Annotated in this window: 21 protein-coding genes and 1 pseudogene; 7 read left to right on the plus strand and 15 right to left on the minus strand. The window is 67.8% G+C overall.

The features are described 5' to 3' along the window. Positions 1 to 46: 46 nt before the first annotated feature. Positions 47 to 796, minus strand: a complete 750-nt coding sequence (locus JWQ81_RS05425) for an SDR family oxidoreductase (RefSeq protein WP_297538144.1) — start codon at positions 794 to 796, stop codon at positions 47 to 49. Positions 797 to 905: 109 nt separating this feature from the next. Between JWQ81_RS05425 and JWQ81_RS05430 the strand changes: the two genes are divergently transcribed. Continuing rightward, entirely contained in the window at positions 906 to 1,298 is a 393-nt protein-coding gene (locus JWQ81_RS05430) for a hypothetical protein (RefSeq protein ID WP_297538146.1), read from the plus strand. 64 nt (positions 1,299 to 1,362) lie between these two features. Here the strand turns inward: JWQ81_RS05430 and JWQ81_RS05435 are convergent, their stop codons facing one another. The 3 genes from JWQ81_RS05435 to JWQ81_RS05445 form a co-directional block, all read right to left on the minus strand. Continuing rightward, a complete protein-coding gene (locus tag JWQ81_RS05435) occupies positions 1,363 to 5,679 on the minus strand; it encodes a GH92 family glycosyl hydrolase (protein ID WP_297538148.1) in 4,317 nt (1,438 codons plus the stop codon). A gap of 241 nt (positions 5,680 to 5,920) precedes the next feature. Further along, positions 5,921 to 6,547: a cyclopropane-fatty-acyl-phospholipid synthase family protein gene (locus tag JWQ81_RS05440; RefSeq protein WP_297538150.1), complete on the minus strand. Its 627-nt coding sequence runs from the start codon at positions 6,545 to 6,547 to the stop codon at positions 5,921 to 5,923. Positions 6,548 to 6,572: 25 nt separating this feature from the next. Further along, the gene (locus JWQ81_RS05445) at positions 6,573 to 7,589 is read right to left on the minus strand and encodes an NAD(P)/FAD-dependent oxidoreductase (protein ID WP_297538152.1); all 1,017 of its coding nucleotides are present in this window, start codon (positions 7,587 to 7,589) and stop codon (positions 6,573 to 6,575) included. A 79-nt stretch (positions 7,590 to 7,668) separates the two neighbouring features. Between JWQ81_RS05445 and JWQ81_RS05450 the strand changes: the two genes are divergently transcribed. After that, positions 7,669 to 8,253 carry a helix-turn-helix domain-containing protein gene (locus JWQ81_RS05450; RefSeq protein WP_297538154.1) on the plus strand — a complete coding sequence of 195 codons (585 nt, stop codon included), beginning with the start codon at positions 7,669 to 7,671 and terminating at the stop codon, positions 8,251 to 8,253. A gap of 4 nt (positions 8,254 to 8,257) precedes the next feature. Here the strand turns inward: JWQ81_RS05450 and JWQ81_RS05455 are convergent, their stop codons facing one another. The 4 genes from JWQ81_RS05455 to JWQ81_RS05470 all read right to left on the minus strand — a co-directional run bounded on the left by JWQ81_RS05455 (position 8,258) and on the right by JWQ81_RS05470 (position 11,881). Continuing rightward, a complete protein-coding gene (locus JWQ81_RS05455) occupies positions 8,258 to 9,574 on the minus strand; it encodes a M20/M25/M40 family metallo-hydrolase (RefSeq protein WP_297538156.1) in 1,317 nt (438 codons plus the stop codon). Further along, on the minus strand, positions 9,567 to 10,394 hold the full coding sequence (locus tag JWQ81_RS05460) for a M55 family metallopeptidase (protein ID WP_297538158.1): 828 nt from the start codon (positions 10,392 to 10,394) through the stop codon (positions 9,567 to 9,569). Before JWQ81_RS05460 ends, JWQ81_RS05455 begins: the two co-directional genes overlap by 8 nt. 193 nt (positions 10,395 to 10,587) lie before the next feature. Further along, positions 10,588 to 11,694 (minus strand): DNA alkylation repair protein, encoded by a 1,107-nt coding sequence (locus JWQ81_RS05465; protein WP_297538160.1) that lies wholly within the window; start codon positions 11,692 to 11,694, stop codon positions 10,588 to 10,590. Between the two features lie 64 nt (positions 11,695 to 11,758). Beyond that, positions 11,759 to 11,881 (minus strand): hypothetical protein, encoded by a 123-nt coding sequence (locus JWQ81_RS05470; RefSeq protein ID WP_297538162.1) that lies wholly within the window; start codon positions 11,879 to 11,881, stop codon positions 11,759 to 11,761. 70 nt (positions 11,882 to 11,951) lie between these two features. On the opposite strand from JWQ81_RS05470, the gene JWQ81_RS05475 reads away from it, so the two are divergent. Continuing rightward, complete coding sequence (locus tag JWQ81_RS05475; protein WP_297538163.1) at positions 11,952 to 12,692, plus strand: TetR/AcrR family transcriptional regulator; 741 nt, start codon at positions 11,952 to 11,954, stop codon at positions 12,690 to 12,692. Here the strand turns inward: JWQ81_RS05475 and JWQ81_RS05480 are convergent. The 5 genes and pseudogenes from JWQ81_RS05480 to JWQ81_RS05500 all read right to left on the minus strand — a co-directional run bounded on the left by JWQ81_RS05480 (position 12,689) and on the right by JWQ81_RS05500 (position 16,744). Further along, positions 12,689 to 13,996, minus strand: coding sequence for a diguanylate cyclase (locus tag JWQ81_RS05480; RefSeq protein ID WP_297538166.1), 1,308 nt, complete (start codon positions 13,994 to 13,996; stop codon positions 12,689 to 12,691). The genes JWQ81_RS05475 and JWQ81_RS05480 overlap by 4 nt on opposite strands. Positions 13,997 to 14,166: 170 nt before the next feature. Further along, positions 14,167 to 15,393: an MFS transporter gene (locus JWQ81_RS05485; RefSeq protein WP_297538168.1), complete on the minus strand. Its 1,227-nt coding sequence runs from the start codon at positions 15,391 to 15,393 to the stop codon at positions 14,167 to 14,169. 496 nt (positions 15,394 to 15,889) lie between these two features. Next, positions 15,890 to 16,018 (minus strand): annotated as a pseudogene (locus JWQ81_RS05490) (ABC transporter ATP-binding protein); the annotation flags it as partial. A 151-nt stretch (positions 16,019 to 16,169) separates the two neighbouring features. Further along, positions 16,170 to 16,358 (minus strand): ATP-binding cassette domain-containing protein, encoded by a 189-nt coding sequence (locus tag JWQ81_RS05495; RefSeq protein WP_297538170.1) that lies wholly within the window; start codon positions 16,356 to 16,358, stop codon positions 16,170 to 16,172. After that, positions 16,355 to 16,744, minus strand: a complete 390-nt coding sequence (locus JWQ81_RS05500; RefSeq protein ID WP_297538172.1) for a GntR family transcriptional regulator — start codon at positions 16,742 to 16,744, stop codon at positions 16,355 to 16,357. The genes JWQ81_RS05495 and JWQ81_RS05500 overlap by 4 nt, the downstream gene beginning before the upstream one ends. Before the next feature lie 273 nt (positions 16,745 to 17,017). Between JWQ81_RS05500 and boxC the strand changes: the two genes are divergently transcribed. Then, positions 17,018 to 18,718 (plus strand): 2,3-epoxybenzoyl-CoA dihydrolase, encoded by a 1,701-nt coding sequence (gene boxC, locus JWQ81_RS05505; RefSeq protein WP_297538174.1) that lies wholly within the window; start codon positions 17,018 to 17,020, stop codon positions 18,716 to 18,718. Between the two features lie 2 nt (positions 18,719 to 18,720). Then, positions 18,721 to 20,142 (plus strand): benzoyl-CoA 2,3-epoxidase subunit BoxB, encoded by a 1,422-nt coding sequence (gene boxB / locus JWQ81_RS05510; RefSeq protein ID WP_297538175.1) that lies wholly within the window; start codon positions 18,721 to 18,723, stop codon positions 20,140 to 20,142. 489 nt (positions 20,143 to 20,631) lie between these two features. Here boxB and JWQ81_RS05515 read toward each other — a convergent pair whose 3' ends face one another. Next, a complete protein-coding gene (locus tag JWQ81_RS05515; RefSeq protein WP_297538177.1) occupies positions 20,632 to 21,480 on the minus strand; it encodes a PaaX family transcriptional regulator C-terminal domain-containing protein in 849 nt (282 codons plus the stop codon). Between the two features lie 355 nt (positions 21,481 to 21,835). Here JWQ81_RS05515 and JWQ81_RS05520 point away from each other — a divergent pair, with 355 nt between their 5' ends. Both JWQ81_RS05520 and JWQ81_RS05525 read left to right on the plus strand, forming a co-directional pair. Beyond that, the gene (locus JWQ81_RS05520) at positions 21,836 to 22,510 is read left to right on the plus strand and encodes an HAD family hydrolase (protein ID WP_297538179.1); all 675 of its coding nucleotides are present in this window, start codon (positions 21,836 to 21,838) and stop codon (positions 22,508 to 22,510) included. A 102-nt stretch (positions 22,511 to 22,612) separates the two neighbouring features. Next, a complete protein-coding gene (locus tag JWQ81_RS05525) occupies positions 22,613 to 23,248 on the plus strand; it encodes a GntR family transcriptional regulator (protein ID WP_297538181.1) in 636 nt (211 codons plus the stop codon). A 12-nt stretch (positions 23,249 to 23,260) separates the two neighbouring features. On the opposite strand, the gene JWQ81_RS05530 is transcribed toward JWQ81_RS05525, so the two are convergent. Beyond that, complete coding sequence (locus JWQ81_RS05530) at positions 23,261 to 24,922, minus strand: AMP-binding protein (protein ID WP_297538183.1); 1,662 nt, start codon at positions 24,920 to 24,922, stop codon at positions 23,261 to 23,263. Positions 24,923 to 24,954 lie beyond the last annotated feature (32 nt).

A 24,954-nucleotide genomic window follows, 5' to 3' on the forward strand; every position in this document is an offset into this window, starting at 1 on the left:
GCCGCGCGCCTCCCCGGCCGACGCAACGCATGGCTCACGCTGGGCGTCACCGAGATTTGAGGAACTCCTCGAAGGCGATCTTGCCGGTGGCGTGCTGGGGCGTCAGGTTCGCGCCCGCTCGCAAGGCACGAAAGATCTTGCCGGGGAGCCGCAGGGACACGACCGGGCGCTTCCGGCCGGTCGCGGCGAGGTAGGCGCGGGCCAGGTCGGCGCTGGTGCGGACCTCCGGGCCGCCGATGTCGGGCACGCGTCCGGCCGCGGGGGCCAGTGCGAGCTCGATCATCCGGTCGGCGACGGTCCCGGTGTCGATCGGCTGGAACCGGACGCCGGACAGCGCGAACAGCACGGGCAGGCGGTGCTGGGCCGAGGACATCGTCGCGACGAGGTCGTGGAACTGGGTGGCCCGCAGGATCGTCCACGGGACCCCGGAGCCCTCGACCACTTGTTCGGCGTCGAGCTTGGCCCGGTAGTAGAACATCGGGATGGCGTCGATGCCGACGATGGAGATGTAGAGCAGATGCGTCACCCCGGCGGCTTTCGCGGCGTCGGCCAGACGCCGGGTCGCCGCCGCGTCACCGCGTCCGGACGTCGCGCAGTGGACGATCGTGGCCACCCCGTCGACGGCTCCGGCGATGCCCTCGCCGCTGGCAAGGTCGCCGACCGCCCAGGCGTGCTCGGCGGCGGGCCGGTGCCGCCGGGTCAGCACCCGGACATCCTGTCCCGCCGCTAGCAGCCGCCGCACCACCTCGCGGCCGAGCGTGCCCGTACCGCCGGTGACCAGAATCGGTTTTGTCACATCGTCCACCCTTGAAGTCCTCTACTTGCCACTGTCACCGCACAGACTGGACAGCCCCGGAGAATGTGACAACAGGAGCGGCTCGACTTCACGGCAGGCGGGAGGACTCGTGGAATTCGGCGCGGTGGGCGTAGTGGGGGTGGCGCTTTTGGGCATTTGCTGGCTCGGGTCGAGAGAGGGCGAAGTGCCGCTCACGAGCCCCTGGTTGGTGGTGGCAGGCGCCGGAGCCGTGCTTGTGCTCGGGCTCTTATGCCGACTCCTGAATTGGCGGCTGGACCGCATGATTCTCCGGAGTCGATGGTCTGATCTGCTCTACGGCGGAATGGCCAACTTGGTTTTCGTGCTGAGCGCGCTCTGGATCGGGTCGGCGGTCGGGGGCGCGTTGGTCGGAGTCATCTCGTTCTTCGCAGGTCACGTGGCGTTCGGGTTTGCCTTCCTGGGCTTTGCGGCGGCCAGCTATGCGGCCGTGGACCTCGCCCTGAGCGACTCCGACTTCTACTAGTTGACGCGCCGAAAGGGACTTTCCGTGCGTTCAGCGACCGGAAAGTCCCTTTCGGCCTAGGTGGTTACAGTCCCTTGCACTGTCCGGCGGACGGACCACGAACGGTGTTCGCGAGGGTGTTGTTCGTCGGTGCCGACTGGTTGCCGGTACAGGCGAGCGGACCGCCCACCTTGCTGCTCGCGATCAGCGGACCGTTGTCCCCGGTCAGCGCGACCGGCCCGCCGATGTCGGCCAGCTCGATCATGACCGTGCCGGTCGCCCCGGTGATCGCCACCGGGCCGCCGACCTTCGTCCCGTACAGCTCCACCGACACCGCACCCGACGCGCTGACCGGTCCGGAGATGGTGCCGCCCTTGGCGATCAGGCTCGCGCCCTTCGCTACGTTCACCGGACCGTTCACGGTGGCGTTCTGCAGACACGCCGTGCCGCTCGTGACCGTCAGCGGACCCTGGTGGATGCCGGTGACGGTCTGCGTGCAAGCCGCGTCCGGCTGTCCGAGAAGCTCCACTTCGGACAGTGACGCCGAGCCACCGGTGCTCGCGGTGACCTGCACCCGGTAGTAGGTGTAGTGCGCCGGGTTGGCGACCTTGAACGCCTGCGTCTGCTGGCGCCACTGGAAACTCTGGTCGGTCTCGGTGTCCGCGACCGCCCACGTCTTCCCGTCGTAGGAACCCTGCAGTGTCCAGTTCTTCGGATCGCCCGCGCCCTTCGGTGACGTCAGCGTGTAGTGCGTCACCGCCTGGTCGGCCGAATTCAGCTGGTACTGCAGCGTGCCGGTGACCTTCGCCTCGGTGTTCGAGGTGTTGTCGAAGAACGGCGTGACGTTGCTGCCGTCGGACGTCGACGCGGTGCCCTGGCCAGGTCCGGTGAGGTCGTGCAGCGGCGTCGGAACGGCGTCGCCCTCTGTGATCGACTTCGGCGCGTCACCGGCACCCGTGCCCCACTGGGAGGGGTTCGGGCCCATGTCGAAGTCCAGGGTGCCGCCTCCTGCGATCAGGGACTGCGGCAGCGACGTCGAGGTGTACGCCTTGCCGTTGACCTTGAGGCCCTGGATGTAGACGTTCTTCGCGTTGTTCTTCGGCGCGTTGATCACCAGGTCGTGCCCGTTCTGCAGGTGCACGGTGGCTTTGGTGAACAGCGGAGAGCCGATCGCGTAGTTCGGGCTGCCCATCTGCAGGGGGTAGAAGCCCAGCGAGCCGAAGATGTCCCAAGCGGACATCTCGCCGTTGTCCTCGTCGCCCGGGTAACCCTGGCCGATCTCACTGCCGACGTAGAGCCGCGAGAGTGCCTCACGGACCTTCGCCTGCGTCTTCGACGGCTGACCCGCGTAGTCGTACATGTAGAGCAGGTGGTGCGAGGGCTGGTTGGACGCGCCGTACTGGCCCATCCGCACGTCCCGCGCTTCCCGCATCTCGTGGATCGCGCCACCGTAGGAACCGGGGAAGTTCGCGGTCTCCTGGTCGGCGAAGAACGCATCCAGCTTGTTAGCCAGCTTGTCCTTGCCGCCGTAGAGGTTCGCGAGTCCCTGGCCGTCCTGCGGCACGGTGAACGCCATGTTCCAGCCGTCGGTCTCGGTGTAGTCCCCGCCCCAGACTCGCGGGTCGTACTGGGCGTCCGGCGTGGTGACCTTGCCGGCGGGGTCCTTGCCCTGGAAGAAGCCGACGTTCTTGTCGAACAGGTTCACGTAGTTCTGCGCGCGGTTGGTGAAGTACGTGTAGTTCTCCTCGTACTCCTTCTTCTTGGGGTCGTTCGGAGCGGCTTCGTCGGCGAGCTTCTTCGACAGGTTCGCGATGCCGAAGTCGTTGACGTAGCTCTCCATCGCCCAGGAGAAGCCCTCGCCCGTGGTGTTCGGGGTGTAGCCGAGGAAGTTCGACCGGTCGATGCCCTTGCGACCCACCGCCGAGCTCGGCGGCACCACGGTGGCGTCCTTGACCGCCGCGTCGTAGGCCGACTTGACGTCGAAGTTCGTCACGCCCTTGAGGTAGGCGTCGGCGAACGCGACGTCGGAGCTCGTGCCCGTCATCAGGTCGGCGTAGCCGGGGGAGGACCAGCGCGCGATCCAGCCGCCATCGCGGTACTGCTGGACGAACCCGTCGATCATCTTCCCGGCCATGTCCGGGCTGAGCAGCGAATACGCCGGCCAGGTCGTGCGATAGGTGTCCCAGAACCCGTTGTTGACGTAGGTCTGGCCGTCGACGATCTTCGACCCGGTCTGGGTCGCGGTGTCGGTGCCGGTCTTCGGCGAAACCGGGCTCGCGTACTTGTAGACGGGCTTGTCGGCGGTGCCGGTGTTCTCGAAGCCCTCGTTCGGGAAGAGGAACAGCCGGTACATGTTCGAGTAGAGCGTGGTGAGCTGGTCCTGCGACGCGCCCTGCACCTCGATGACGCCGAGCTGCTTGTCCCACGCCTGCTGCGCGGCCTCCCGAACCGAGTCGAACGTCGCTGTCGGCGCGATTTCCATGGCCAGGTTCTGCTTGGCCTGGTCGACGCTGAGCAGCGAGGTCGCGATCCGCATGTTCACCGTCTTCGACGCGCCCGCGTCGAACCGGAGGTAGCCGCGGACGTTGTCCAAGCCCCCGCCGGTCAGCTTCGAACCCGCGGTGACGGGCTTGTCGAACGTCGCGTAGACGAACATCCGCCCCGCACCGGCGGACAGCCCGCTCTTGGCATCGGAGTACCCGCTCAGCGTGCCCGTGGCCGGGTCGAGGGTCAGCCCGCCCTCGTTCGTGACGTTGTCGAAGATGAGGCTGGAGTCGTTGCCGGGGAAGGTGAACTGCATCATCGCGGCGTGGTCGGTCGGCGCGATGTCGGTCTTGATCCCGTTTTCGAACTGCACGCTGTACTCGTGCGCGCGGGCCGTTTCGTTGTCGTGCTTGAACGTCAGCGCGCGGGCGGCCCGATCGGGATCGGGGACCCCGGCCGCGGCCGAGGGCATGACCTGGAAGCTCTGCCGGTCACCCATCCACGGGCTCGGTTCATGGCTGACGCTGAACGCCTGCAGTGACGGCAGGTTCTGCGCGTTGTTCTGCGAGGCGTAGTTGTACAGCCAGCTGTTCGAGCCGGCATCGGTGACCGGAGTCCAGAAGTTGAAGCCGTGCGGGACCGCGGTGGCCGGATAGTTGTTGCCGCGCGAGAACGTGCTGTTCGCGAGGGTGCCGCGGGTGGTGAGGACGTTGTCCGACGGCCTGGTGCTGACCGGCGGGGTCGGCGTCGCGGAGATCTTGATGTCGTCGAGCCAGCCCTGCAGCTGCCCGGGACCGTTCGGGTTGTCGTAACCGACGAGGATGCGGGCGATCGTCTTGCCCTGCGCCGCGGCCCCGATGGCCGAACGGATCGCGTTCCATTGGTTGGCGTACAACGCCTTCCCGGCGCCCTGGCCCTGCGGGGACAGCCCGAAGCCGTACTGGTCGACCGCACCGAGGTCGCTGAGGTACGTGCCGTCGGTGAACGCGAGATCCACCGCGACGTTGTTGCTGGGGTACTTGAGGTCGTCCTTGATGAACTGCGGGAACACCTTGTACGACAGCTCGGTCGACGGCGTCACCGGGATGTTGACGTCGAAGATCCTGTTGTACGAGTACCCGTGGCCGGCGACGGTCTGCGTGCCGGAGTAGCGGTACGCGCGGACGCCGGTGAAGCCGACGTTGTTCTTGTTCGTGTACCCGCTCGTCGGCCCACTGTCGGGGAACGTGCGCATGTTCGGCAGCGGCGGCGGTGCCGGGTCGTCGTTGGCCAGCAGCAGCTCGGAGGCCTGCAGGATCGGTCCGCCGTTGTTGGCGGTCACGTTGAGCCGGTAGTACTTGTACGCGGCGCTCGGTGCCGCGAGCTTGTAGTCGTTCTGCTGGAACCGCGCCGCGAACGACTGGTTGGTCTGGGTGTCGAGGTCCGTCCACGCCTGGGCGTCATTGGAGCCCTGGAGCGCCCACGCCTTCGGGTCGCGCTCGGGAGAGTCGTTCGCCGACGCCAGCGCGTAGTGGGTGATCGACGTCGGCTCGGACAGGGTGGCCTGCGCCCACGCGGTCGGGTTCCAGGACAGCCACTTGGAGTCGGTGGAGGCGTCGAACAGGTTCGCGACGACCTCGCCGCCGGCGGTGTTCTCGCTGCTCGCGCTCGACTCGGTGATCTTGCCCCGGATGTCACCGGGGATCGCGGTGCCGTTGGCGCCGTTGACCCCGAAGGCCTTCGGCTTGCCGGCTGCGTCGGTGTCGACGGTGTCGTTCCAGGTCGGCTGGGGGTCGCCGGTTTCGAACGAGGAGTAGAAGTCCGGGGGTGTCGCGGCCTGGGCCATGGCGGCGCCCGCCGCCGGCAGGGCGACCAGGCTCGAGGCGATGACAACGACGGACAAGAGAGTGCGGACCGATGGTCTCGCGCTTCGGGGCATCATTGCTCCAAGCAGTGTTGGCGGGGCGTCGAACCGGGTGCCGATCAGTGGGGACGAGAGCGGCGCGGATGTAGCGAAGCCCGCGAGTGACATCGATGTCAAGAACCGCGCCGGAATCTGACCTGAATCGGACAACGAGCCTTAACCCGTTTCGCCTAGCGGACGTATAAGACACCGCAACTCGCCGTCGAGTTGCGGTGCTTAGGGCTTGCAACGATCGCAAGTCGACGGCGAGTTGCGGTTAGCGGAGCTTGCGGGCGTGGAGGACGGCGTCCTGCAGGGTGATCTCGCGGCCGTCGGGATCGATCGCCGGCCGCGAGCGGGCGTCCACGGCGACGACGTCCCACTCGGCCGGGTCCAGCGCGGCCGCGAGGTCCTCGCCGGTGAAGAACATGCCGCGCATCTCCGGCCTGTCCATCGCGGAGTGCATGTGGGACGGGTGGTGGCCGACGATCACCAGTGACCCGCCCGGCGCGACCGACGCCGCGAGCCGCGCGTACAGCACGTCACGCTGCTGGGCCGGCAGGTGCATGAACTGGGCGGACACGAGATCGAAGCAACCGACGGCCGGTGTCCAGTCGACGACGTCGGTGTGCACCCAGTCCACCCGCTCACCGATCCCGAGTTCCTCGGCTTTCGCGGCCGCGCGTTGCAACGCGACCGTGGAGAAGTCCACCGCCGTCACCTGCCAGCCGCGCGAAGCAAGCCACAGGGTGTCGGCGCCTTCCCCGCAGCCGACGTCGAGTGCCGCGCCGGCGGGGAGGTCCGATGCTTCGGCTACGAGCTGGGCGTTGGGGTTTCCGCTCCAGACAGCGGTGGTCGAGCGGTAGCGCTCCTCCCAGAAGACCTCGTCGAATACTTCAGGCACGGTGTGTCCTTCGTGGTTGTGCTGTTCAGAGGCCATGGCGGCGGTTTCCCATCACTAGTTCGCTGACGCGGGCTTCGATAACGGCGGAAAACGGCTCGCGGTAGGCGTCGACGGCGTGCCGGGTGTCTTCGGCGATCAGGCCGGCGTTGATGTGCGCGCCGGCCGTGGCGCCCGCCGCGGCAGCGGGGAGAACCTGGGCGACGAGGTCGGTGACGTTGCCCGCGACCCAGACCCCGGGAACCGCCGTCAGTCCGGTCGGGTCGGCGGCGATGTGCTCGCCGACGCCACTCGGATGAGCGACGGGCTCCAGCCCGAGGGACCGCAGGACCCCCGAACGGGCGACAACGTGCGGCATGACAGCCAGGGCCTGCCGGGCGACGACGTCGCCGTCGCGAAGCCGGACTCCGGCCAGGTGACCGTCGACGATCTCGAGCGACTCCACCTCTCCGGCGACGACTCGGATGCCGCGCGCCGCGAGTTGTTCGCTCTCCTCGTCGGACGGCGACGCCATGCCGTTCAGGAACAGCGTGACGTCGGCGCTCCACTGGCGGAACATCAACGCCTGATGGACCGCCATCGGCCCGCTCGCGAGGACGCCGATCGCCCGGTCGCGGACCTCCCAGCCGTGGCAGTACGGGCAGTGCAGAACGTCGTTGCCCCACAGTTCCCGCAGGCCGGGCACGTTGGGCAGCTCGTCGACGAGCCCCGTGGTGACCAGCAATCGCCGGGCACCGAGAACACGTCCATCCGCCAGCGACACGGCGAACCCGTCACCCTCGCGGACGGCGTCGGTGACCTCCCCGTCCAGCAGTTCGCCGCCATACCGCCGGACCTCTTCCCGGCCGGCTTCCAGCAGTTCGGCGGGCTTCATTCCGTCGCGGGACAAGAACCCGTGGACGCCGGCGGCCGGGGCGTTGCGCGGCGAACCGGCGTCGACCACGGCCACCGAACGCCGGGCCCGGCCCAGCATCAGCGCCCCGCTCAAGCCCGCGGCCCCGCCACCGACGACCACTACGTCGTACTTCTTCCTGTTCTCGGTCATGGTGACCACCTCCACCACGACCATGCGCCAGCCGTAGAGGAAGTGGCAACCTTTGTTGCCGTTATGGCAAACTGGGCGCATGGACGATCTGGACCGGACCCTCGACGCCGTCGGCCCCCGCTTGCGCGCGCTCCGGCAGCAGCGCGAAACGACGCTCGCCGAGTTGTCCGAGGCGACCGGGATTTCGGTGAGCACGCTGTCCCGGCTGGAGTCCGGACAACGCCGACCCAACCTCGAACTGCTGTTGCCGCTGGCCGGCGCCTACGGTGTCCCGCTCGACGAGCTCGTCGGCGCGCCGCCGACCGGCGATCCGCGGATCCACCTCAAGCCGGTCATCCAGCACGGCATGACCATGCTGCCGCTGACGCGCCGGCCCGGGGGAGTCCAGGCCTACAAGATCGTGATTCCGGCGAACGGGGGACGGCGTGACCCCGATCCGAAGGTCCACGAAGGTTACGAGTGGCTCTACGTCCTCAATGGACGGTTGCGGCTCGTGCTCGGCGATCGGGACATCGTGCTATTACCCGGCGAAGCGGCCGAGTTCGACACCCGCGAGCCGCATTGGTTCGGTAGCCCGGACGACGAAGCGGTCGAGTTCCTGAGCTTGTTCGGTAAACAGGGGGAGCGCGCCCACGTCCGGGCGCGGCCCGGTTCACCGGTGTGAGAGCTCAGCAGTTCGACAGGAAGTGGTCCAGCACCCGAACGCCGAACCGCAGCCCCTCGACAGGAACCCGTTCGTCGACGCCGTGAGCCATCTCGCGGTAGGGGAAACCCGCCGGCAGATACAGCGGCGCGAACCCGTAGCAGTCGATCCCGAGTGGGCTGAACGCCTTCGCGTCCGTGCCGCCGCCCATGCAGTACGGCACGACCACGGCCTCGGGGTCCTGTGACCGCAGCGCCGACGCCATCGCCTCGAACCACGGCGAGTCCACCGGCGCCTGCACCGGCGGTTGGTGCGCCACGAACTCACGCTCGACGCCCTCGCCGAGCATCGCGTCGATCTCGGCGAGCAGGATCTCTTCGGTGCCCGGCAGCACGCGGGTGTCGACCTGCGCGTGGGCGACGGTCGGGATCACGTTGACCTTGTACCCGGCCTCGAGCATCGTTGGCGTGGTGCTGTTGCGAACCGTCGGCACGACCAGCCCGCCGGCCGGGCCCAGCCGGGCGATCGTCGCGTCGATGGCAGCTTCGCCGGTCAGGTCGACCTCGACGCCGAGCGCGTCGCCGGTCCGTTCGAGGAACGCGCGCACGGTCGGCGTGAGGTGCACGGGCCATCGGTGCGCGGTGATCCGGCCCAGGGCGTCGACCAGGCGGGTGACGGCGTTCTCGGTGTTCGGCCGCGAACCGTGCCCGGCCCGGCCGCGCGCGGTGAGCCGCAGGTGGGCTGTCCCGCGTTCGGCGGTCGCGACCGGGTAAAGCCGCACGATCCGCCCGTCGGCTGCCGGCACGTGGTAGGTGTAGCCGCCGGACTCGCTGATCGCGGCCGCGCAGCCCTCGAACAGTGACGGGTGCTCCCGGGCGAGCCAATGCGCGCCGTAGTCGCCCTTGTCCTCCTCGTCGGCGACGAACGCGAGGACGAGGTCCCGCCGCGGGCGCTGGCCCGACCGGGCGAACGAGTCGACGACGGCGAGCACCATCGCGCAGAAGTCCTTCATGTCCGTCGCGCCGCGGCCCCAGACGAAGCCGTCGGACACCTCGCCGGAGAACGGCGGCACCGACCAGTCGCTCGCTTCGGCGGGGACGACGTCGAGATGGCCTTGGACCAGCAGCGCGGGCAGGCTCGGATCGGATCCGGGGATCCGTGCGATGACGTTCGCTCGTCCGGGCGCGGCCTCGATGATCTTCGCGTCGACACCGGCGTCGGCCAGCAGCGTGGCAACGTACTCCGCCGCTTCACGCTCGCCCTCGGAGTCGCCGTTGCCGCGGTTGGTGGTGTCGAACCGGATCAAGGTCGAACAGACATCGACCACGTCGAACTCAGCCATAGATCCCCTGTACCGCTCCGGCGGCGATGGCCGTGACCACCTTGAACGCCTTCATCGCCTCGGTCATGGTCGGCGCGTCGAAGCCGACCCGGCGGACGCCGATCTGTTCGACGGTCGGGATCACGGCGGTGGCCTGGGCGAGGTGGCTCGCGTCGAACTCGACCTCGATCCGGTGCGCGCCGCGCTCGGGCGCGAGCCGACCTGCCTGGACCATGCCCTCGGCGGCCGCGGTCCTGAGCAGTTCGCTGGTGCGCGCCGGCGGCAGGCAGATGGCCGCGTACCGGCTCACGCACTCCTTGACCGGCACCAGTTCGGCGTCCGGCGCGTAGTCGCGGGCGTCGTCACACGCCTTGTCGTCGCCTGTTACCACCAGCACCGGGACGCCGTACTCGGCCGCCATCCCGGCGTTGAGCCTGCCTTCGCTGGCCGGGATGTCGTCGAGCCACACACCGGTGATCTGGTTCTCGAGGTAGGTGTGCGAGAGGACCCCGTCGAAGCCCGCACCGGCGTGATAGCCCAGGAAGACGACCCCTTCGACGCCGCTGTCGATGCCCTGCATCATCGACAGCGGTTTGTGCCGGCCGGTGAGCATGCGCGCACGTGGGTCGAGGTCCTCAAGCAGCAGGTTGCGCTGTGACGAGTGTGCCTCGTTGACCAGGACATCCGTCGCGCCCGCGTCGAACAGCCCGGCGATCGTGGCGTTGACATCCCCGGTGAACAGCCGCCGGAAGCGTTGCCACTGTTCGGTTCCGGGGATGACGTCGTCGGTCCAGGTGACGCCCGTCGCGCCTTCCATGTCCGCCGAGAGCAAGATCCGCATCGCGCACACTTTAGCCCGTACCGCCCTTTCTCGTGGGGCCTCGGGTTTTCAGTGAAGCGTCGAGGTGAGGAAAGTGTATAACGAGCTATACAGCTGCGGCTTTGGCAAAAGCACCCGTAGTCATCACCCCGCACACCCTCAGTTCTACAAACGCGCAATCGACAGCGCGCGACGTCCACGATCAGAAAGCTGTTCAAGAAGCGAGGAGGTCGAAGGCGACTTTGCCGTAGGTCTCGCCGTTGACCTGGAGCTCGATCGTGTGCTGCCCGGGGTGGTACACGCGGGTGGTGATGACCTTGAACGAATGCGCGCGGGTGAGGGTGACGGCTTCGTTCGGCGCCAGGGTTTTGGTCGTCAGCTTGAAGACCTTCGGTGTGAGGCTGCCGTTGGCCTTGCGGTGGTGGATGACGTAGTCGATGGCGAGGCGGGCCGCTTCGTGACCGGTGTTGGTCAGAGTGCAGGAGAATTCGAGGCTCTGGCCGACAGGGACGGTGTCGGCAGTCAGCGTCGGGCCGTCGACGGTCAACCCGGCGGCGGGGGTGAAACCCAGTAGCGCGAGGGCTTGCGGGTGGCCCTTTTTGATCAGTGTGCGGAGTCCGTGGCGGACGAGTTGGCGGGTTTGCTCGTCGGGTTCGCCGGCCAGCCACTCCGCGGCGACGGAGGCGGCGAGATCGGGGTCGCCTCGGGAGATGTCGTTGAGGTGGTTGGCCACCGAGCGGCGGACGTAGTCCGACTCGTCGCGGTACAGGGCGTGCAGGATCGGGACGGTGGACGCAGGCCGGGCGACGATCGCGCGGACGCGCTTGGCCCAGGGGAGCAGCGGCCGGGTTCCTTCGCTGGCGAGCCGGCGAACGTGCTCGTCGACGTGCGTGGTCCAGCTGAGCACGATCGGCAGAGCGCGGTCGAGATCGGCGTCGAGCAGCGGCCGGATGCCGAACTCCGCGGTGAGTCGTGGGGTGAGGTCTGCCAGAAGTGCCATGGCGGAGTCGAAGGCCGCCGTGCTGCCGTCCGTGAGCGCCAGTTGGGACGCTGCCGACGTGATCGGCCAGATCATCCACCCGCGCAGGTTCTCCTGGGGTAGTGCGGCGCGGATGATGGTTTCGAAGCCGGTGTACTCGGCGGGGAGGTCGTGCAGCAGTGCGGCGCGGACGAGGTCGCTGCGTTCGCGCAAAGCGAGCCCTGTCAACGACTTCGCGGATCGGCGGACCTCGGCGAGGTCGAGGCCGGGTGCGGCCGCGGTGAGGCATCGGGCCAGTCCGCGGACGGCCGCGGCGTTGAGCAGTTCGTCTGCGGTGGGCACGGGGCCTGCTTCTCTCTCGGTCGACTGTCGGGCTGGCTCGAGTGATCTTCTCAGGGTGCGATCGTCAGTGCGGTGATGAGGTCGCCGTCGTCGTGGACGACCGCGTGCGGAGCGAGCGTGTGAGTCGGCCTTCGACGTCGGAAGCGAGTTTGGCCTTGAGGTAGGCCTGGACGGGTGCTGGTTGCATGGTCTTCTCCTCCCGGTTGCCATAGATGATATACGGAGACCTATAGCGTCTATAGCGGTACACTTGCTACATGACCGAAGGTGCGACCAAGGCGGACCGGCCCAAGCTCGGCGGAGCGCGGGACAGGCTGCTGCTTGCGGCCGGGCAGCTGCTGCACGAGTCGCCGGACAAGAACGTGTCCACCCGCGCGATCTGCGAGCGCGCCGGGGTTCAGGCGCCGACGCTGTACCACCATTTCGGCAGCAAACAGGGGCTGCTGGACGCGGTCGTCAACTACGGGTTCACCCAGTACGTCCAGACCGCCGACGCCGAGTCGGGCTCCACCGACCCGGTCGAGCGGATCCGCAACGGCTGGGACGACCATGTCCGGTTCGGTCTGGAACACCCGTCGTTCTACGTGCTGCTGTACGGCCAGATCCAGCCCGGGGTGCCGTGCAATCTGACGTCGAGCGCGGAGGCGATGCTGCTCGAGTTGCTGACCGCGGTGGCGCGGCTGGGTCGGCTTCGGGTCGCTCCGGCCTCGGCGGCGCGTCAGATCGCCGCGGCGAACGTCGGCGTGACGCTCAGTCTGATCGCGCAGCCGGTCGACCGGGTCGACGAGACGACGTCGCATCAGGTCCGGGACGCCATGCTCGCGTCGCTGATCAGCGGGGACCTCGAAACCCCTGACGCCACCGAGCCGCCGGCGGTGGGCACGCTCGCTGTCGCGCTGTCGACGGCGCTCAACCAGACTGAGACGACCTTGAGTACGAGCGAGATCACCATGCTGCACGAGTGGCTGCGGCGATTGTCCGAAGAGCCCGCGGGCTAGGAGACAGCGAGGTGAGTGCGGTTACGGCCGGCGGTTTTCGCCTCGTACAAGGCACTGTCGGCCGCTTCGAGTACTTCGTCGAGTGTGACGCCGTGTGCCGGGGAGGTCGCGACCCCGATGGACACCGTACCGGCGGCTGTCGGCGCATCCCCTTGGCCGCCCAGTGGTACCGCGGCCGTGGCGACGCAGCTGCGGATCCGCTCGGCGATCGCGTGCGCGTGGTGGCCCGTGGTGTGCGGTAGGAGCACGACGAACTCCTCGCCGCCGAACCGGCCGACGAGGTCGCCGCTGCGCACCTCGCCGCGCAGTGTGTCGGCGACGGCGAGCAGGAACCTGTCGCCGGTGAGGTGTCCGTAGCGGTCGTTGACCAGCTTGAACTTGTCCAGGTCGAGCATGAGCAAGCTGGTGTGGTGGCCATCGCGGAGCGCGCGGCTCAGTTCGTCCGCGGCGCCTTCGGACCAGGATGTGACGTTGAGCAGTCCGGTTTTGGCGTCGATGCGGGCTTGGGCACGCAGTTGCCGGATGAGGACGCTGCGGTGCAGGACCAGGGTGATCCCGATGATGAACAGCAAGGCGATCGGCCAGTCGGTGAGCGTCCACGCGAGCAGGACGCCGAGTGCGATCGTGGCGGCTTCGAGCGCGTAGTCGGCAAGGCTGCCCAGTGCATCACGCACTCGTTTGTGCGATGCGCCGTAGTAGACCGCGACGGTCATCAGCGCCGTGTTGGTCACCAGGAACACCAGTCCGGCGCCGGTGACGATGAGGAAGGTCGGAATGTCTCGGGGCATCCGCGGGAACGACCCGTGGCTGAACAGCGCGATGAATCCCACGGCGGCGTAGCCGGACACGGCAGTCGCGGCAGTGGAGAACGTGCGCCGGAACAACGGGTTGTGCTGGACACGCAGCCACCGGTAGAAGAACGACACCGTGATCACGACGGCGGCGAGCGCGGGTTGCACGACCAATACCGCCGCGAACATCCAGACGGTGTCCAGGCCGATATGCGGGATGCCGGCGAAGCGCTCGCGAATCTTCTCGATCGGTCTGGACAGCTCGGTGTAGGTGATCGTGCATCCGACCAGCACCGCGGTCGGAAAGATCTCCGTCGTGGTCATGGGGATCTTGATGAGGGCCCAGACCATACCCACTAAGGCCGCGACGTCGACGGCGATCACGTAGCCGACGAGACCGCGTTTCGGCAACTGCCAGAGTGCCCAGCCGCCGGGCCTGCGCGCAGACGATCGGACGGTGTCGGAGTGCGCCGGCCCGCCCGTATCATCATGGTTGACAGGTCCCCCTACCATCTGAGGAACGTAACCGGTCCGGTACTGACTGTCACTCAACCGTTCGAGTGGTCGGCGACTTGATCGCGCCACAGTTCGTGTGCGAAGGGGGGTGTCAGCGATGCGTAAGAGCCAGAACTGGTGACTGCCGAGCAGTTGAGCAATCGAAGGCGACGTACGCGTGTTCCCGGTCAGAGCGGATTGGTGAGGCGCGCGCGCCGCCATGTCGTCGCGATCGGGACAGCGAACAGCACGCCTGCCGCGGCGATCACCGCGACTGTCCGTGCGGGGGAGTGCAGCACGCTGACCAGTATTCCGGCGACTAGGAGCCCGATGCCTTGCACGGCGATCAGGCCCGAGCCTGCGAGCCCGAAAGCCTGGCCTCGCTCGGCGTCGGGGACAAGTCGCATGAATGTCGTGCTGGCGATCACCTGGTAGGCCGCGCAGCTGCCGGAAAGGACCAGCAACACGATCGCGACTGCGATCGGGGGACGGAATGCAAACCCCAGCAGCGGGACGATCGCGCCTATGGCCAGCGGTCCTACTATCCGCAGGCGAACGGCCGGCGGTACGAATTTGCCAAGCAGCGACGCGCCGAGCGCGATTCCAGCGGGGTGCGCGGCCAAGAGGAATCCCGCGGCGGTGGAGCCACCGCCGATCTCCGCGGCGAAGGGCACGGCGAGACCCTCTGGCACGATGACGAATCCGGCCAGCCACGCCGCCGCGACCAGCGTGCGCAGTCGTGGGTCCTTCCGGATCGTGCTGACACCTGCCACTAGCCGGCGCAGCGTGGATATCGGTTCATCACCCGTCGCGCCGGAGGCCGGCCGTGAGTGCACGCCCCAGCGGATGACCGCTGCGGACACTACGAACGTCGTGGCGTCGATTGCGAGACCCCCATCGGCTCCCAGTGCTGCGATCACGGCGCCGCCGGCGGCGAACCCCGCAAGTTGACCGATCTGGTTGGTCACCTTCAGCAGTGACTGCCCGACGACGTAGTCATCACCGACCAGGACCGTGGGCATGACCGAGGCCTGCGCGGAGTTGAACGGCGCGTTGGCCAGTTGGACGACGACCAGCACGACGGCCAGCAGGGGAAGTGGGAAGCCGGGGATTGCCATCGTGGCCACCAGTGTCGCTCGCACGACGTCGCAGGTCACCATAACCGTACGGCGGGGGTACCGGTCCGCGAGTCCGCCCAACAGCGGGCCGCCGACGAGGTCCGGCAGGTACGTCAGCGCGTAGGTCAACGTCGACCAGGCGGCTGAGTTCGTCCGCTGGAAGACCAAGACGGACAGTGCGAGCCTCGCGATCTGGTCGCCGAGGACGGACTGCAGCTCGGCCAGCCAGATAGCTCGGAATTCGCCCACCGCGAGGGCATCCCGTACCCGTGCTGGCCTGTTCGTCTTGTCGCTCACTCGAATTCCCCCTATCCCAGCAAAGCAGCACACACCGTACCGCTCCGACCGCGGGCTGTGTGCGTCTTGCGGAACATGCGGAAGCTTGAGCTGGGACGGATCGGGATCTGGGCCGGGAGCTTTGACGGACTTGCCGGTCGCCGGGTGGCCGGCGCAGCAGGAAGCTGGACTGGCTCTCGGTGTGCCGGGCGTGTACGACCTCGCTGTGTGGCGGCGCGGCGTCCGAGCGGGGGCCGGTATAGCGAACGTGTGCGGCGAGGATGTCGTCGAGGTCGCCGTCGAGCAGCAGCCGTCCGTCCGCCAGCAGCAGCAGGTTGTCGGCGATCCCGCCGAGTTCGGTCAGCACGTGGGTGGACATCAGCACGGTCATCCCGGTGCCGGCTACCTCGGTGAGCAGTTCCTCGGTCACTTCGCGGCGGGCGACCGGGTCGAGGTTCGCCAGCGGCTCGTCCAGCAGCAGAATCGACGGCCGGGAGCCGAGTGCGACGGCGAACGCCACCTGGGCCTGTTGTCCGCCGGAGAGTCTGCCGCACGGCTGGTCGAGCGGGATGGCGAACCGTTCCAGCACGCCTTCGGCGCGCGCGGCGTCCCATCTGCGGTTGAGGTTGTTGCCCAGCCGCAGCATGTCCGCCACCGAGAACTGCCGGTACACGGGCTGTTCTGGGAGACGAACGAGATGTGCGGGTCGGCACCCGCGACGGGCCGACGCGCTCCGCCCGATCCATTGTGGACCAGCACTTGTCCTTCACTGGGGGCGAGCAGCCCGGCGATGATGCTCACAGCGTCGTCTTGCCGGCGCCGTTCGATCCGGCCAACGCGGTGACCCAGCCGGCGGGCACCGTGAACGTGCAGTCGTGCAGTACCGGCCGTCGGCGGTACCGCTTGCTGAGCCCGTCGACCTCGAGCGCGATGTCGCCCTTGGTCACCTCGACCGCCAGATCTTCGGCCGCGACAGTGGTCCTCACGTGGTTTGCTCCGTCTCTTTCTCCGAGAGGACCGCGCCCACCAGCGCGTAGATGTCCTCGTCTTCCATTCCGGCGGTCCGCGCTTCCTGCACCAACCTGGTGCACTGCACGAGCAATCGCGCCATCGCTTCCGGAGCGACCGAGCCGAGCGACGCCTTGACGTACGTGCCCGCGCCTACTCGTCCCTCCACCAGCCCTTCGGATTCCAGCAGGCGGTAGGCCTTGAGCACGGTGTTGGGGTTCACGCGGCTGGCGGCGACGACCTCTCGCACCGTCGGCAGCCGGTCGCCCGGCCGCAGCCAGCCCAACCGCAACGCCTCGCGGACCTGACGGGCGAGCTGGACATAGACCGGCACCCCGCCGGCCCGGTCCACCTCGAATTCCAAACCAACCAGCTCCCTGTTTCGATTGTGTCAGTAGTCTAGATAATTCGAGTGGGTATTCCAACACCAGGCGCAGCTCGACCGCGCGTGTCGCGGGCGAAGTGCCAGGTAGATGGGCCTTTTTACTTCCAAGTCGGGTGAGTCGCGTGCTAGTGCAATGAAACTTGCCAAGGCTCTCATCTTCGATCTACGTGCTACATAAACTTGACGACATAATCGACTCATGTAGACAATGAGTCTTCCCCATGAATCCGCCACGATGAGGAGGCGTTCGACATGACGGTCACCGCAGAACCCGTACCCGCCGCGGTGCGACCGGCCGAAGTGACCTTCGATCGCCACCCCGACACCTACCGGCACTGGCGGCTGCGGATCGACGGACCGGTCGCCTGGCTCGAGATGGACGTCGACGAACAGGGCGGACTCGTCCCCGGCTACGAGCTCAAGCTGAACTCCTACGACCTCGGAGTGGACATCGAGTTGTACGACGCGGTCCAGCGGCTGCGGTTCGAGCACCCCGGCGTCCGGACGGTCGTGTTGACCAGCGCGAAGGAGAACGTCTTCTGCGCCGGGGCGAACATCCGGATGCTGGCGGCGTCGGCGCACTCGTGGAAGGTCAACTTCTGCAAGTTCACCAACGAGACCCGCAACGGCATCGAGGACGCCGCCGCGAACTCCGGGCAGGCCTGGCTCGCCGCGGTCAACGGCGCTTGCGCCGGCGGCGGTTACGAGCTTGCGCTTGCCTGCGAAAAAATTATCCTGATCGACGACAATGCGTCGACGGTCGCGCTGCCGGAAGTCCCGCTGCTCGGGGTCCTGCCCGGCACCGGCGGACTGACCCGCGTGGTGGACAAGCGCCGAGTCCGCAAAGATCGCGCGGACGTCTTCGCGACCCGCAGCGACGGCGTCAAAGGCAAGACCGCGGTCGACTGGAAGCTCGTCGACGAACTGGCGCCTCGGCGAGGATTCCGTGACGCCGTCCAGGCTCGCGCACTCGAACTCGCCAAGCAGAGCACGCGCCCACTCGACGCCGCCGGCATCGCACTGACACCGCTGGCCGGCGAAGCGAACGCCGACGGCATCACCTACCGGTACGTCACCGCGAGCTTCGACCGGCTCCGCGGGACCGTCGATATCACCGTACGAGGCCCGGACACCGATGCTCCGATCGACGGCGCCGAAGTCCACGCCCAGGGCGCCGGCACCTGGTTGCTCGCGATGACCCGCGAACTCGACGACCTCATCCTGCGTCTGCGCACCAACGAAACCGAGCTCGGCACCTGGCTCATCCGCACCACCGGGGATGCCGACCGGGTCCTGGCTCACGAGCGGACGATCCTCGGCAACGCCGACGACTGGCTGTGCAACGAGATCACCCACTACTACAAGCGGACACTCAAACGCCTCGACGTCACCAGCCGCACCCTGATCGCGCTCATCGAACCTGGCAGCTGCTTCGCCGGCCTACTGCTGGAACTCGCTCTCGCCGCCGACCGTCAGTACATTTTGGACGGACCCCCTGTTGATGACGAAGACAGCGCGGACCGTGCCGCGATCACGTTGTCGGACGCGAACTTCGGTCCTTTCCCGATGGGCAACGACATTACGCGGCTGCAGTCACGGTTCTACGGCGAAACCGAGCACCTCGACTGGCTCGGCCGCGAGAAGGACCGCGCCCTCTCGCCGAGCGAGGCGAACGAACTTGGCCTGGTCACCGACGCGCCCGACGACCTCGACTGGGAAGACGAAGTCCGCATCGTCGTCGAAAGCCGAGCCGCGCTCAGCCCCGACGCGCTCACCGGGATGGAAGCCAACCACCGGTTCGTCGGTCCCGAAACCACCGAAACCAAGATCTTCGGCAGGCTCACCGCCTGGCAGAACTGGATCTTCATCCGGCCGAACGCGTCCGGCCCCGAAGGCGCGCTACGCCGCTACGGGACCGGGCAAAAGGCCGTTTTCGACCGGAAGCGAGTCTGACCATGCCGGAGAAAATCGACTACGACGCCAAGATCCCCAACAACGTCAACCTCGCCGAGGACCGCCGCCTGCAGCGGGCGTTGGAGGGCTGGCAGCCGAAGTTCCTCAACTGGTGGGGCGAAATGGGACCCACCTTGGCGACTCAGGGCGTCTACCTGCGCACCGCGGTCGCCGTCGGCCGAGAGGGCTGGGCGCATTTCGACCACGTCACCGTGCCGGACTACCGCTGGGGCATCTTCCTCGCCGAACGCAACGCCGACCGCACGATCGGCTTCGGTGAACACGCCGGTGAGCCGGTGTGGCAGCAGGTCCCCGGCGAATACCGAGCGGATCTGCAGCGGCTGATCGTCATCCAGGGCGACACCGAGCCGGCATCGGTCGAACAGCAGAAACTCCTCGGCCTGACCGCGCCCAGCCTCTATGACCTGCGCAACCTCTTCCAGGTCAACGTCGAAGAGGGTCGCCATCTCTGGGCCATGGTCTACCTTTTGCACGCCTATTTCGGCAAGGAAGGCCGCGAGGAGGCCGAGGGGCTGCTGTTCCGCAACTCCGGCAGCCCTGACGCCCCTCGCATCCTTGGGGCGTTCAACGAGGAAACCGCCGACTGGCTCGCGTTCTACATGTTCACCTACTTCACCGACCGCGACGGCAAGTACCAGCTCGGGACGTTGAAGGAGAGCGCGTTCGACCCGCTCTCGCGGACGTGCGAGTTCATGCTCAAGGAAGAAGCGCACCACATGTTCGTCGGCACCACCGGCGTCGACCGCGTGGTGGCCCGCAGCGCCCAGCTCATCGGTGAGTACGACACGACCGACATCGCCGCGCACGGCGGGATCCCGCTCGACATCATCCAGAAGTACATCAACTTCCACTACACCGTGTCGCTGGACCTGTTCGGCAGCGAGACCTCGACCAATGCGGCGAACTACTACACCGCCGGCCTCAAAGGACGGTGGCAGGAGGCCCGCCGCAAGGACGACCACCAGCTCACCGGCGGCAGCACGTTCCTGGACAAGCCCAACCCCGACGGCACCTGGGGCGCCGAAGAGGTCCAGACCCTGCTCGCACTTAACCTGGACCTGCGCGGCGAGTACATCGCGGACTGCGAGCACGGCCTCAAGCGCTGGAACAAGATCCTCGACGACAACGGCATCAGCTTCCGGTTCAAGCTGCCCCACCCGGGGTTCAACCGTGCCGTCGGGCTCAACTCGGGCCACCACATCACCCCCGAGGGCGCCGTAGTCGACGAGCACACCTGGGAGGCGAACCGGAGCCGGTGGCTGCCGACCGGTGAGGACCTCGCGTTCGTCCGCTCGCTGATGCACCCGGTCTACGAGCGCGGCAAGATCGCGAGCTGGGTGGCGCCGCCGGCCAACGGCATCAACGGCAAACCGTTCGACTACGAGTACGTCCACCTGCGGTAAGGCCTGGTGCATCCGAGGCCCGCGTCAGGCATTTTTGTGCCTCTTCGGTCGTATCCGTGGGTGGCACAGCCCGTCGCAACTCGCCGCCGAGTTGCGACGGCGTTGCCTCAAGGCCACCGCTCGGCGGCTGCTTGTGGTGCCGGGGTGGTGTCGGTGCGACTGGTGAGGTTCGTCGGCGGGGTACCGACACGACACAACCGACCCTCGGATCAGCAAAGGAGTACCTACACGTCCCGGCCGGGTGCTTGTGACGCTGTTCTGCACGGCCTGTCCTGTCGTCGGCGTGGGGTATCGGGGGACCTGCCGTTCACTCACACGGGTCGGTCGCGTGTGTGGGTCGTTGCCGCGCAACTCGCCGTCGAGTTGCGGCGGTGGCAGAACCGGGCGTGGGACTCGGCTCCGTCACCGTGGGACTCGCCGACGGTGCGCCCTGCTTGAGAGCTCAACCAGGGCACAAAAGTACAAAAGTGCCCACGCCGTCGCGTCGCGTCAGGGGGCGTGGAGGAGTTTGTCCCAGTGGAGTTGGGCGGCGTCGCGCCAGTCCGCGTGCTTGCGCCGGAAGAGCGCCGCGGCTTTCACCCCGCTCCAGTTCCCCGGCAGCAGCCGAGACGGCAGGCCGGGATCGAGGAACGGGAACCGCCGCCATTCGTGCACCAGACGCGTCTGGGCATGCAGGATCGCTTCGCCGGCACTCGGTTCGACGCCGGTGAACTCGTCGATGAAGTCCTCGTAGTGCCGGTCGAGTTCACTGAGGTCCCACGAACGCCTGACCATGTCGTGCTCGTTGCCGACGTTGCCGTAGGACGCGATGAACGACATGGGCGGCGAGTCGACTGTCAGCTCGCCGACGATCCGGTTCGCCTCGGCCTGGCGTGAGGTGTCCGGGCTGACCCACACCCCCGGCACGGGCGAGCCGAAACCCGCCCACGTGAGCTGCGTCCGTACGCGGTGGCGCAGGTCGCGCTGCGCTTCGGGGACCGAGACCAGCAGCATCAGCCACTCGCCGTCCCACGCCGCCCGCTCCTGGCCGAACTCGTAGATGCGCTGCGCGCCCTCGGTGAGCAGCCGCCGGCCCGGCGGGGTCAGGCACCAGCGCACCCGACGTCCGGCCCGTTCCGACTCCAGCCAGCCCTCGTTCGCCGAGCGGGCCAGCGCCTGACGCGCCGACTTCTCCTCGATCCCGAACAGCGCCAGGACGTCGACCAGCGTCGACGTCCACACCGGGACCTGGCGCGGTAGCGCGTACTCGCCGAGCACGGTCATCAGGATCGAGCGCGCGCTGGTGTGGCTGACCTCGCGCCGCCTGGTCACCTGGGGACGTGGTCCGCCTTCCGACATGGGCTCACCGGCTTCGCTGGGTTGGTCATGTGGTCACCTGACGTTTCAGGTTACCGATCAGGGCGGGCTCTTTTGTGCCTTTGTGCCCTTTGGAGTCGGAAGGCGCGGGCCGGGTTGTCGACGCGGCCAGCAGTGCGATGGCGGCCGGAGTGCGCCAGTCGGTCTGTCCGAACAAGGACCCCGTAGATACGTGGGTAACTGAGGGCAACATGTTCAAGCTGGCACGTACCTCACACACTGTGTGCATACCGTCACGTTTCCACCCGGAAAACCCAGGGCTCTTGTCGCCTCACCTTGTATTCGGTATAACCGTATAGCAAACTGACGGAATAGCCGATGACGATGGGATAGTGACATGACCGAGACTCGCTGGGCCACATTCGACTGCTTTGGCACGCTGGTGGACTGGCGCCACGGCATCGCCACCGGCGCCGAACTGCTGTTTCCCGGCCGCGGCGCGCAGCTGCTGGAGCTGTACGGCGGGCACGAACGCCAGGTGCAGCGTGAGACTCCGGGCATGAGGTATCGCTTGGTCATGGCGGAGGCTCTGCGCCGAACAGCGCGCGAAGCAGGGCTCGACCTGCTGGAGGACGACGCGTCGGTGCTCGCCGCCGGGATCCCGTACTGGCCGGCGTTCGCCGAAACCGCCGGCGCGCTCGCCGAACTTCGGGACGCGGGCTGGCGGCTGGCGCTGCTGACCAACTGCGACCGCGACCTCATCGGCGAGACCCAGCGGCGCCTGGGTGTCCCGATCGACGTCGTCGTCACCGCCGAAGACGTCGGCTCCTACAAGCCCGACCACCGCCACTTCACCCGGTTCGAGACCGCGTTCGGTGCCACCCGCGACAGCTGGGTGCACGTGGCGCAGGGCTACTTCCACGACATCGTGCCCGCGAGCGAACTGGCGATCCCGCGCGTCTGGATCAACCGGCACGCGGCGACCGACGACCCGTCGATCGCCGACGCCGTCCTGCCCGACCTCAACGGCCTGCTCAAGACGGTCGAGCAGGTGAACCTCAGCGCGCGGTGACCTTCCGGCTGGGGACAATCGCACCGCAGACCAATCCCCGTTCACCCGGACTCGGTTATGCGGTCTGACTGTTAGGCTGCGGCCTGGGAAAAGGGGGCTGAAGTGGTAGTGACATTGCAGACCACGAGCACCAGGGACGCGCTCGTGGCCGAGGTACGCAAGCAGATCCTCAGCGGCGAGCTGCGCCCTGGCGAAACGCTGACCGAAAACGCCCTCGCGACCACGTTCGGCGTGGCCCGGCCGACGGTCCGCTCTGCGCTGCAGGTCCTGGTCGGGCGCAACCTCGTGCGGCAGTCCGGCGGGCGGTCGCTCACCGTTCCCGAGCTGACCGATGCCGACGTGCGCGATCTGTTCTTCGTGCGGACGCCGTTGGAGCTCGAAGCCGTCCGGGTGATCATCGAAAACGGTTCGTCGCTGGCGTCGACCGAGGAGCGCCTCGCCGAGATGGAAGCCCTCCCCGCCGACGCGAGCTGGGGCGAGCGCGTCGAAACGCACACGGCGTTCCACCTCGCGCTGGTCGACGCCGCCGGCAGCACCCGCCTCAGCCGGATCTACCCGGCGATGCAGGAGGAAATGCAGCTCTGCCTGGCTCAGCTCAGCTCGTCCTACCCCGGCTCGCAGGACCTCGCCCGCGAACACCGCGACCTGCTCGACGCCATCCGGTCCGGTGACATCGAGCGCGCCCGCACCGAGATGGGCGACCACCTCGGCCGGGCTCTGGGCAGCCTCACCGCCTGAGGTTCTCCTGCGTCAGAGGCGGTCGCGGAGTTCACGCTTAAGGATCTTGCCCGCGGCGGACACCGGGATCCGCTCGACGAACCGGAGTTCGCGGAGGCGTTTGTACGGCAGCACTTTCGCGTTCACCGCGGCGACCAGCTTCTCGGCATCGACGGTGTGGCCGGGAGCGGTGACGACGAACGCCACCGGAAGCTCGCCGACGTCGGCCTGCGGCCTGCCGACCACCGCCGCCCCGAGGACGCCGGGCTGTGCCAGCAGCAGCTCTTCCAGCTCGCGCGGATAGACGTTGTATCCCTTGTACAGCAGCATGTCCTTCTTGCGGTCGACGATGAACAGGTAGCCGTCGTCGTCGAGGAGCCCGATGTCACCGGTGTGCAGCCAGCCGTCCACCAGCGCCGCCGCGGTCTCCTGCGGCCGGTTGAGGTAGCCGGTCATCATCTGCGGACCCCGCAGGCACACCTCGCCCTCGGTGTTCGGCGGTATCGCGTCCTCGCCACCGTCGACCGGCACGATCTTGATCTCGGTGTCGGGAATCGGCAGCCCCACCGACCCGACCTTGCGGACCCCGGACAGGTGCGTCGGCGACACGACCGCGCCCATGGTCATCTCGGTCATCCCGTAGCCCTCGATGATCGGCACGCCGGGAAACCGCGCCTGCAGCCTGGTGATCACCTCGTGGGCGAGGGGAGCGGCACCGGAGGACACGCCCCGCACCGACGAAAGGTCGCGCGTGGCGAAATCGGGGCAGGCGAGCAACGCCGCGTAGAGCGCGGGGGCGCCGCCGATCGTGGTCACCTGCCAGCGTTCGGCGTCGGCGAGGTAGCGGACCGGGTCGAACCGGTCGGCCAGCACGAGCGTGGTTCCGCTGAGCACCGGCACGTTGAGGCCGCCGATGATCCCCATCGCGTGGAACCACGGCGTCAGCGTCACCGCGACGCCGCTGCCGATCCGTCCCGGCCACTCCCGTTCGTCGCCGATCTGCTCGATTGTCAGGTCGCCGCGCGCGTCGAGGACGGGCACCGAACCGCTCCGGCAGGTGCTCTGCAGGCTGTTGACCACGATGTTGCGGTGCGGCAGGCAGACGCCTTTCGAACGGCCTGTCGTGCCGCCGGTGTAGGAGATGTGCGCGAGATCGGCCAACACATCGATCTCGACGTCCGGGCGAGTGTCGGGCTGATCGCCGTGGAACGCCTCGAACTCGACCTGCGACTCGGTGAGTTCGGCGACCGGCGACACCACCACGACCCGGCGCACCGGTGTGTCGGCCAGCACCGAGGTCAAGGTGGCCGACAGCGGCCCGAACGTAACCACCGCGACCGCGCCGCAGTCGGTCAGCTGGGCCACCAGGTCGTCGGCGGGCAGGAGTGGGTTCGCCGGGCTGAACGTGGCCCCGGCCAGCAGGATCCCGTAGTAGGCCACGGGATAGGCCAGGCAGTTCGGCAAATGGATCGACACGACGTCGCCGCGGCCGATCCCGTCGGCACGCAGCGCGTTGGCGAACCGGCACGCCGCGATGTAGGTCTCGGCGAACCCGAGCGAACGCTCACCGTGCGCGAACGCCGTCCGGTCGCCGTAGCGCGCGGCCGCGCCGGCCAGGATCGAACCCACCGGCACTGCCGGATAGTCGAAGGACACCGGGAAATCGGCGGGACTGACGCCGGCAGTGGTGGTCATCACCCCAACATACGAAGATCGACGTCGAACCC

It is taken from the genome of Amycolatopsis sp., assembly GCF_025464955.1.
Taxonomy (GTDB): Bacteria; Actinomycetota; Actinomycetes; order Mycobacteriales; family Pseudonocardiaceae; genus Amycolatopsis.

Bases quoted from the DNA above. Each gene is read 5' to 3' on its own strand.
- JWQ81_RS05520 (WP_297538179.1), top strand. From the start codon at position 21,836: ATGACCGAGACTCGCTGGGCCACATTCGACTGCTTTGGCACGCTGGTG.
- JWQ81_RS05475 (WP_297538163.1), top strand. From the start codon at position 11,952: ATGACCGAAGGTGCGACCAAGGCGGACCGGCCCAAGCTCGGCGGAGCG.
- boxB (WP_297538175.1), top strand. From the start codon at position 18,721: ATGCCGGAGAAAATCGACTACGACGCCAAGATCCCCAACAACGTCAAC.
- JWQ81_RS05470 (WP_297538162.1), bottom strand. From the start codon at position 11,881: ATGCAACCAGCACCCGTCCAGGCCTACCTCAAGGCCAAACTCGCTTCC.
- JWQ81_RS05435 (WP_297538148.1), bottom strand. From the start codon at position 5,679: ATGCCCCGAAGCGCGAGACCATCGGTCCGCACTCTCTTGTCCGTCGTT.
- JWQ81_RS05515 (WP_297538177.1), bottom strand. From the start codon at position 21,480: ATGTCGGAAGGCGGACCACGTCCCCAGGTGACCAGGCGGCGCGAGGTC.
- JWQ81_RS05445 (WP_297538152.1), bottom strand. From the start codon at position 7,589: ATGACCGAGAACAGGAAGAAGTACGACGTAGTGGTCGTCGGTGGCGGG.
- JWQ81_RS05530 (WP_297538183.1), bottom strand. From the start codon at position 24,922: ATGACCACCACTGCCGGCGTCAGTCCCGCCGATTTCCCGGTGTCCTTC.
- JWQ81_RS05455 (WP_297538156.1), bottom strand. From the start codon at position 9,574: ATGGCTGAGTTCGACGTGGTCGATGTCTGTTCGACCTTGATCCGGTTC.
- JWQ81_RS05460 (WP_297538158.1), bottom strand. From the start codon at position 10,394: ATGCGGATCTTGCTCTCGGCGGACATGGAAGGCGCGACGGGCGTCACC.
- JWQ81_RS05450 (WP_297538154.1), top strand. From the start codon at position 7,669: ATGGACGATCTGGACCGGACCCTCGACGCCGTCGGCCCCCGCTTGCGC.
- boxC (WP_297538174.1), top strand. From the start codon at position 17,018: ATGACGGTCACCGCAGAACCCGTACCCGCCGCGGTGCGACCGGCCGAA.
- JWQ81_RS05480 (WP_297538166.1), bottom strand. From the start codon at position 13,996: ATGGTAGGGGGACCTGTCAACCATGATGATACGGGCGGGCCGGCGCAC.